At 42.3% G+C, this 7,027-nt stretch carries 8 protein-coding genes; all 8 read right to left on the bottom strand.

All coding sequences use genetic code 11. From position 1 onward, the window contains the following. Positions 1–108: 108 nt before the first annotated feature. Positions 109–1,923: a histidine kinase gene (locus tag FOR85_RS04335; protein WP_144296868.1), complete on the bottom strand. Its 1,815-nt coding sequence runs from the start codon at positions 1,921–1,923 to the stop codon at positions 109–111. A 161-nt stretch (positions 1,924–2,084) separates the two neighbouring features. Beyond that, a complete protein-coding gene (locus FOR85_RS04330) occupies positions 2,085–2,423 on the bottom strand; it encodes a DUF3817 domain-containing protein (protein WP_144296867.1) in 339 nt (112 codons plus the stop codon). 44 nt (positions 2,424–2,467) lie between these two features. Further along, complete coding sequence (gene xerD / locus FOR85_RS04325) at positions 2,468–3,406, bottom strand: site-specific tyrosine recombinase XerD (RefSeq protein WP_144296866.1); 939 nt, start codon at positions 3,404–3,406, stop codon at positions 2,468–2,470. A 38-nt stretch (positions 3,407–3,444) separates the two neighbouring features. Continuing rightward, entirely contained in the window at positions 3,445–4,677 is a 1,233-nt protein-coding gene (locus FOR85_RS04320) for a class I SAM-dependent methyltransferase (RefSeq protein ID WP_144296865.1), read from the bottom strand. 105 nt (positions 4,678–4,782) lie between these two features. Further along, positions 4,783–5,115 (bottom strand): sulfurtransferase TusA, encoded by a 333-nt coding sequence (gene tusA / locus FOR85_RS04315; RefSeq protein WP_144296864.1) that lies wholly within the window; start codon positions 5,113–5,115, stop codon positions 4,783–4,785. Between the two features lie 76 nt (positions 5,116–5,191). Further along, positions 5,192–5,671, bottom strand: coding sequence for a hypothetical protein (locus FOR85_RS04310; RefSeq protein WP_068407925.1), 480 nt, complete (start codon positions 5,669–5,671; stop codon positions 5,192–5,194). 72 nt (positions 5,672–5,743) lie between these two features. Next, entirely contained in the window at positions 5,744–6,298 is a 555-nt protein-coding gene (gene ruvX / locus FOR85_RS04305; protein ID WP_223808501.1) for a Holliday junction resolvase RuvX, read from the bottom strand. A 72-nt stretch (positions 6,299–6,370) separates the two neighbouring features. Next, complete coding sequence (locus tag FOR85_RS04300) at positions 6,371–6,934, bottom strand: YqgE/AlgH family protein (RefSeq protein ID WP_144296863.1); 564 nt, start codon at positions 6,932–6,934, stop codon at positions 6,371–6,373. Positions 6,935–7,027 lie beyond the last annotated feature (93 nt).

Genomic DNA, 7,027 nt, shown 5'->3' with positions numbered 1-7,027 from the left:
GGCTGCCTCGGCAAAGGTCATGCCATCTGCTAAGCTTTTAAGAACTTGTTTGCGATAATCTAGTGAGTAAGTCATGATAATTGAGTATATCTGTTGAGATGTTTTATCTTATAACATTTTTATACTTAATGCACTATAGTTTGCATTTGCATAGTCAAAAACTGAACCTTTTAAACTATCAAACCTATCATGTAATTCAAATCCAAGTTTGTTCAAATAAGATGTTTTTTTGGAAAAAGCAATCTTTACGGTTAACTTAGTTCCGTAATCTTTACTCATATTATCTGGCAGCTCTTCAATAAAACAGAAACCACTTTGCTTTGTCAACGGAGATGTTAACTCAATACTATATGATTTATTATCTTTCTTGCTTTTAGTTTCTAATACAATCTTTTTATCTATATCAGGTAAACCTTCCATTAATAGGAATGCACTGTGCATGCCAATGCCAAACTCACCTGATGGTCTCATCCATAAGGGCATAGTTTTTATTATTCTATGCTTCTCAATATTACGACTTGAGCCTGCTATTTGTTGCATGTATTGTAAGTCTTTGAGGCTGATACCTAGCCCTCTGTCTAATACTGAAAACTCCCAAATACTTATTTCTTTATCGTCGTCATCAGATATCTTTGCTAAGTCAATTTCGATAGGATATTTTGAAAGAACTTTTTGAGTAGTATTATGAAAAGGGTGCATATAGGACTGTATGGTTTTAGTTTCGCTTATCTCACCGTGTTCAATCCATACTCTTAATAAGGTAGAGTCTACTGCATTTTGAATAAGTTCGCGAAAAATATTCGCTTTATCATCGTATAAATTCTTACCCTGTAATAGTTCAATAGCATTTTTTTCATCAATGCTAAATTTCATTGGCTTATCGTTAATTAACTTTTTAGCGGTTGTCATTTCAACTGCTAGCTTTTCGACAGTAGGTAATAAACCAAAGCTTCTATGAGGAACTATATTTTTCCACTGTGACATCTGGTCTTGCAGTTCTTCCTTTATCCAACCAAACCAAAGCTGGGTTTCGATATAGGCGCTTTCATTATTACATTCAGCAGTAATACTGACAGTTTGATTATCTAATTGAAACTCTCTAATAGACTTGTGTTTATCTAAGTGTGCCTGACTTATAGAAGGGATGTCATAGACTTGTTTTGCCATAACAGGACAAAATCGATTGTCATCGATATCGAATATATCTCCTAAACGCAATAAACATGCTACAAATCGTGGATGACAATTTTCAGTGCCCAAACCAGTTTGTCTAAAAGGAAGTTCTGTCATAACGCGATGAAAGCTTGTGCCATGAGCAAGACAGATTTGACCTAAATAAGTGTATATTCTATTTGGGAAAAGTTCAGTTCTTGGAGAACTGATACCTAATTCATTAAAAGGATCTCTAATGATTTTTTTAGAGTTTTCTTGATGATGTTTTCTAAACCATTCAGCTATCATCTGTCGGTACTGTTCAATACCTATTTGAGGATGATCATAATCGCTTAAGGCTGCTTTCCAACCTTTACTTAAATAATTAGATGCAAACTCATATAAGTCAGTGGACTTATCCTTTGCCAATGATTCAACGAACTCTTTAAATTCATCTGACTCTGTTACTTTAATTGCTTCTTTAGCATCAAATAACATACCAATATCGTGCCAATAAGCTGATTCAAGTATAAGCCAAGTATCAGTAGCACTAAGCAATTTTAAGTTTTCACCTAAAAGTCTTTCAATGTTTATTAGTATCTGCTTTGAATGAGAAGAGTTATGACTACTGAAATGTGGAAAATACCCAGCAATATTTTCTAATGACTTGCTAACCAATTTTTCGTCAAAACTCCATTGTGCGAGTAGAATTGATGTATTAGAATCTTCTGCTGCTTTATTTTCTAAATGTTTGATTAGTTGAGTACTCATGCTTACTTCTCGATTATTATTCGTTTATTTAATAGTAACTCATTTATTAGTTTTATACTGCTGCAAATATTCAGCCCCGCGGATGATGCTCGGTATGCAATTTCTGCAATCTTGCCGTCGCCACATGGGTATAGATTTACGTGACTAACATCACTTTAATCCTATCTTCTCAAACGCTTCTTTAATAAATGATCAAAGATAAACGGACCAAATGGTAAAAACGAGCCAAGCACACCTGCAGGCATTGCCCATAGCGGCATCTTTATTTTGCTCGTTGCAATCAGTAGCATCAAAATATAGGCGATAAACAATGCCCCATGCGCCATACCGATATATTTTACTGCCTCAGGAATACCCATCATATATTTTAGTGGCATGGCGATACCAAGCAATAATAAAAAAGACGTGCCTTCTAGATAACCCATGACGGTCAGGTTTTTGAGGGCAGAATTTTGCCCTTTTGTTAGGGTAGGCAGAGTAGATGGCTGAGCTTGCAACACGTTATATTCCTTTTACAATCATCAATAAATCTTTAATTTCAGTTTTAACCGCGCGGATGATGCTCGGCATGCAACTTCTGCAATCTTGCCGTCGCCACATGGGTATAAATCTGTGTCGTTGATAAATCACTGTGCCCCAGTAATAACTGCACGCTACGCAAGTCTGCGCCGTGATTGAGCAAATGAGTGGCAAAGGCGTGACGTAAGGTATGTGGTGATAATTCTTTATCGATACTGGCAATTTTGGCGTATTTTTTTAATAGATACCAAAAGTTCTGCCGTGTCATATAGCCGCCTTGCGCGGTCAAAAATACTGCTTGGCAATTACCCGATTTCAAATGCGCAATCAAATCACCACGAGCATGAGTTAGATAATCTTCTAGCGCCTCTGCTGCGTATTCGCCGAGTGGCACTAAGCGGGTTTTATTGCCTTTACCGGTAATTTGTAGCCAACCAGCGTTTAGATTGACTTGTTCTAATGATAGATTAATCAGCTCACTGACGCGCAGACCACAAGCGTAGAGCACCTCTAACATAGCTTTATCACGCAGTCCGAGTGCGGTGCTAGTATCAGGCGCGGCGAGGAGATTATCGACATCTGCCTCACTCAAATCCTTTGGCAGTGGACGACCTAATTTGGGGCTTTTGATACGCTCACACGGATTGTCTTCGCGCAGATTACTGGCAATCATCCAAAGATAAAACTGGCGCAAGCTTGACAGCATACGGGCTTGCGTGCGCGGCGTTTTGCCGTCGATGGTAAGGGTTGATAAACAGTGCAGCACGTCTTCAGGCTGCCATTTCGTCAGTGCAATAGGGTTGGTCAGCTCGCAAGAGCGCAAGTCGCGCACATAAGCATTACGCGTCCGCGTTGCAAGCCCGCGGGCAAGCATTGCTTGCCGAAACTCGGTGATATAAGTTGGCTCGTCATCGACGGCCAGCGCTTTAGGTTGGCGCTGTTGGACGGCGCGGTCGCGGCTCATAATTTGATACTCAATGATTAATTATCAATTGTTAAAGATTAGGCAGGTTCTAAACACCATAAAGAAGTAACCTCGCTACTCCTCGCCGCATATAGTGGGTCAAACTCATCCTGACTGCGACCATGCTTAGGTTTGGTATCAAGGCGGTATTTCACTTTTAGGCCGCTATCAGCAAACCAGCCCAATAGTTCCTCACGAGTGCGCAGTTGCAGGTGCTCAGCCAAATCCGACAGAATCAACCAGACTTCTCCATGCTCAGCTAAATGAGCTTTCGCCCCCTGCAAAAAACCACGCAGCATTTTGCTATCAGCATCATAAACGGCATACTCTAACGGCGAGCTGGGCTTAGCAGGCAACCAAGGCGGATTACAGACAATCAGATTGGCGAGTGGTGCATCAGTTGGATAAAGGTCGGCTTGTTGCAACTGTACATTAGCTAATTCTAATCGCGTAAAATTTTCGCTGGCGCAGGTTAAAGCTCGCGGATTTAAGTCGGTGGCAATTACCTGTTTGACACCGCGCTGCGCCGAGATAATTGCCAGCAAGCCAGTGCCCGTACCGATATCGTAGGCGACATCACAAGTATCTGGCAGTGGCGCCTCGAGTAATAGCTGTACATACTCATGACGGGTTGGGGCAAAGACACCATAATGCGGGAATATTGATAAATCTAAACCATCAATCGGAACGCCTTTTTCGCGCCACTGCGCTGCGCCAAGCGCTCCTTGTAGGTCACGAAACGACAGCACATACGACTCATTTAGTTCATTATCCAACTGACCAAAAGCAGCTATGCAAGCTGCACTCATATCAGGGGCGCGGCGTAATTGGCTGACATAATTGGCATCAAGCTCGAGTAGCAGACGGCTTAATATGCGCGCACGCTGGGCTTGCAATTGGCGCTGCTGATGAAATAAGTTAGGAATGTCTTTGAATAACTCTGAAGATTTATCTACATTTTTATTGGATTTCGCAGATTGATTTGCTGCTTTTTTCATTTTACGTAGCTCAGAGCGCTCATTGGTACGCTCGATGCGTCGATTGAGCGCTTGTAGCAATTGCCGTGCATTATGAAAGTCACCGTGCCACAGTAGTGAAGTGCCTTCGCAAGCCAAACGGTAAGCCTCATCGGCGGTCGTTTTATCATCGACCAACACAATACGCGCAGGTGGCGCATGATTGCTTTCCGACACCCAAAGTGCTTGATGTAACGTCTCGCTGCCGTCTTTGTTTTCGAGCCACTGCACATACTGCTTTTGGGGTGCTAACATGCTATCTACCTTTAATTTGTGAATGATATGTTTCGTACAAAGCAAAGATATCTGGATGCTATTAGTGCGCTGATGCTATGAGTGCTTTAAGCTTAATTAAATGCTTTAAGCATTCTTTTTCTTGACCAAATACCGATAAAGGGTGGCGTTAATAGGAATAGGCGCATCATCATCGTCCGCAATTGTGATTTCATCCGGATCAACATTTAAAGGCACATTTTCAGCAAGCGTTTCTTGCTTTACAAGCTCGTGCCCCAAGTGACGGCAAAAATTAGGAATATCGCGAGTGGTCGCAGGGTCAGTGGCGAGTATCTCAATCACCTCGCCAGCATCGGCATTACGTATGGTTCGATGTAGCATCATCACCGGCTCAGGGCAAATCAGCCCTTGGGTATCTAAATGATGTTGAATGGTACTATCAGATGTTGAAGTTGTCATAGTCGTTTTTTAAATCAATAAAATATGGTGAATGTTTTCAGTTCTTTATTAGTGATGGCATTTTTATCAGGAAGTTTTATGTTTCTTTAACATTTTCAGACGTTTCTTCAGCGTCTAAAAAGTTAAAAAAGCGCTTAAAGCTCACCTTAAATAAAAACGCCACCCCAAGCCAACATGCCAAACCTAACCAAGCAGTATCAGCAAATAATAGCCCGCCAAGTAATATAACCGTCGATACACCAATACTCATGGCAATCATTGACGGCTGATTTAAGCGATAACGATAAATCACCAGCGCATCATAAATAGTAATAGGAATCGTAAGCGCCACCAAAGCGTAGGGCAGGTTATAGAACAATTGATAAAGCAGCTGATTGTTATGAAAGGCTTTGATACTGGCAATGGTGCCAAAGACCATAAAGGCGAGAATAGCGGCATAAATAAGATAAATCGCTATTTGGTTTGCTCGCTGAGCGCCTTTGATACGCGCAATCGCGAGCGGTGCAAAGCCACGTTGCGACTTGTTTTGCAAAGATGGATCTGAGACAGTGGTCATATTAATCAGTCATTTATTCGTTTAGACGATATAAAAAAAGAGGGGGAGGTTAGTCATGGCTTTACCCTACTATTAATCCGCTTTAATGGCGTCGATAGCGATACTGCTACTCGGATCAGCAAAATACGTCGACATTAGGATACAAGCGGAGATATCATCAATCGGATCGCGCTCGTTTTGAATCCAGCCGTTTTCCCACGCAATTTCGCGTGCTGCTACTGAGGTCAGGCGTTCATCACAGAGAGAGACAATGACGGGTAAACGCTGCTCCATAATTCTATGCGCCAACCGACGAGCAAATTTGTGCGCCCGCTTGGACAGCATTGAGCTGCTCCCATCCATGTTTAATGGTAATCCGACCACCACTTTTGCCACGCCCCAAACTTTGATAATACCAAGCAGGTTGTCCCAATCCGGCTGACCATTATTCATCGCCAAAATATCAAAGGCGCGCGCCGTCTCGGTAATAGAATTGCCTAGCGCCATGCCCATCTTTTTGACGCCATAATCGAGCGCCAAAATAAGATGCGGCTTAATCGTTGGCTCTGTAGCGCTATCAGCATTTATAACGTCTGTGCTATCAGTAGTTATAGCGCCCGCGCTATCTGCAAGAATACTATTGACCATAATTTGGGGTATTTCCTATTTCTGTCTTCATGAAGCAAATGCTGCTCAGTATATAGCACTTAATATATAACGCTAGGCATGACCAATATCGCTGCTCAAATAGTCAAAATTAACGCCAATCTTATCGGCAGCGATTTGCCAGCGTTCTGCAAATGGCGTATCAAACAATAAGTTTAAATCAGCCGGGCAGACGAGCCAGTCGCCACTCGCAAGCTCTTGGTCGAGCTGCTTTTTTCCCCAGCTGGCATGACCTAAGCACAGCTGATAATGCCCAACGCCTTGACCGGCGGCGATGCGTTTTAGGATATCTTGACTGGTAGTAATACAGACGTTTTCTGAGATAGCAAAAGAAGACGCCCATTCTGGTTGACCGGTGTGCAAGACAAAACCGACTTCTGGATACATAGGACCCCCTTCTAACGCCATATCTTCCATTACTTGCGGATCGGTCACTTCGATACCTAAGTCTTCTAGCAGTTTGCCGACGCGCGCTTGCTCTATCGGACGATTGACCATCAGACCGAGCGCCCCATGTTTATCATGGCGACAGATATAAATCAGCGCCTGCTCAAACCGTGGGTCTGACAGCTCGGGCGCCGCGATTAAGAAATGATGGGTCAAATTGGCTTTAGACATAGAAACAAACGTAACCTAATATTAAAGGTGAAATTATCAAGAGGATAGACCACTATATGGCGTTTAGGTGTAAAAAATCAACTAAAGCAAATG

Origin of the sequence: Psychrobacter sp. YGAH215 (assembly GCF_007280595.1) — a bacterium.
GTDB classification, from domain to species: domain Bacteria; phylum Pseudomonadota; class Gammaproteobacteria; order Pseudomonadales; family Moraxellaceae; genus Psychrobacter; species Psychrobacter faecalis.
The sequence above is the reverse complement of the archived record's forward strand: the minus strand, read 5'-3'. Positions and strand labels throughout refer to the sequence as shown.